The sequence below is a fragment of the Micromonospora inaquosa genome, assembly GCF_003857055.1.
In the GTDB taxonomy this organism is placed as follows: domain Bacteria; phylum Actinomycetota; class Actinomycetes; order Mycobacteriales; family Micromonosporaceae; genus Micromonospora; species Micromonospora inaquosa.
Map to the genome: position 1 here is coordinate 1 of NZ_QGSZ01000015.1, position 1,245 is coordinate 1,245.

Below are 1,245 nucleotides of genomic sequence, written 5' to 3' on the forward strand. Positions count from 1 at the left end.
CGCTAGTGCCGTGACCACGAACGTTGACGGTGTTGGTCAGGCTGCGCGGGTAGCGGGTTGGCCCCAGTGTCGTTGTCGTTCGCTGCGGATGCGGGCTCGTTCTCGGCGTTGGGCGGCCAGGACGTCGGGGTGGCGGGCGTTGGCGTTGCGCCACCGAAGGTAGGCCTGCAGTTTCCGGGTCAGCGTGGGGTGGTTCGGGTGGTTCGAGCCGGCGATGACGAAGGTGCGTAGCGGCCCGAACTGGGCCTCGATCGGGTTGGCCCATGAGGCGTAGGTCGGGGTGAAGCAGAGCTCGACCTTGTTGTGGGCCGCCCACCTGCGGATCTTCGAGCCCTTGTGGGCCGACAGGTTGTCCAGGATCACGTAGATCGGTGCACCGTCCGGGCGGGCGGCGCGGATCGACTTGAGCGCGGCGAGGGTGTTCGCGGCGCTTTTGCGCCGCCGGACGACGCCCCAGAGTTGGTCGTCGCCGACGGAGTAGCAGCCGTGGAACTGCCGGACGCCGTGCAGCTTGTGATAGTTCGCGGGCAGCCGGTGCGGGTGCCCTGCCGGAGCCCAACCGGCACCGGGCTGCGGCCGGATCACCAGGGGCCCGAACTCATCGAACGCGAACACTCGCTGCGGGAAGCGGCTGCTCACGTACTCAATCCGGGCGAGCTTGGCATCCCGGTCAGGATCGGTGGACTCCTTCCACGTCTTCGTCCGCTGGAAGGTGATCTTGTGCTGGTGCAGGATCTGCCGCAGCCGTTCCCGACCGATACGGATCCGGCGGGCGGCATCCGAGCTCAGGTGGTCGGCGAGCTTGCGCACGCTCCAGCGGGTGAACGGCCGCCCCAGCTTCTCGGGGCGGGTGTTGGCCGTCTCGACGATGAACTGTTCCTCGTCAGGACTGATCTGGCGGGGACGGCCACCCGCCCACTGAGGGTCCAAGCAGGCCATCCCCATCTCGTTGAACCGGTGGATGACCTGCCGAATCGTGTCCTCATCGGCCTGGACCAGGCGGGCGATCGCCGGCACCGTGTTCCCACCAGCCGAGGCGAGCACGACCATCGCCCGTCGCAGTCGGATCGGGGAACCGGTTCCCCGGCGGGTGATTCTGAGCAGCTGCTGACCTTCCTGATCACTGAGCCGCCGCACGCGTACAAGATCTGCCACCGCTACAGCCTGACCGCCCCGACAACGCCCAGCCGACAGGCCCCACGGCGTGTCACCCAACACCGTGAACGTTCGTGGTCACGGCACTAG

Annotated in this window: 1 protein-coding gene; it reads right to left on the reverse strand. The window is 67.8% G+C overall.

What is annotated here, in order from left to right:
- Positions 1 to 36 precede the first annotated feature (36 nt).
- On the reverse strand, positions 37 to 1,155 hold the full coding sequence (locus DLJ59_RS00075; RefSeq protein WP_244235750.1) for an IS630 family transposase: 1,119 nt from the start codon (positions 1,153 to 1,155) through the stop codon (positions 37 to 39).
- Between the last annotated feature and the right edge of the window lie 90 nt (positions 1,156 to 1,245).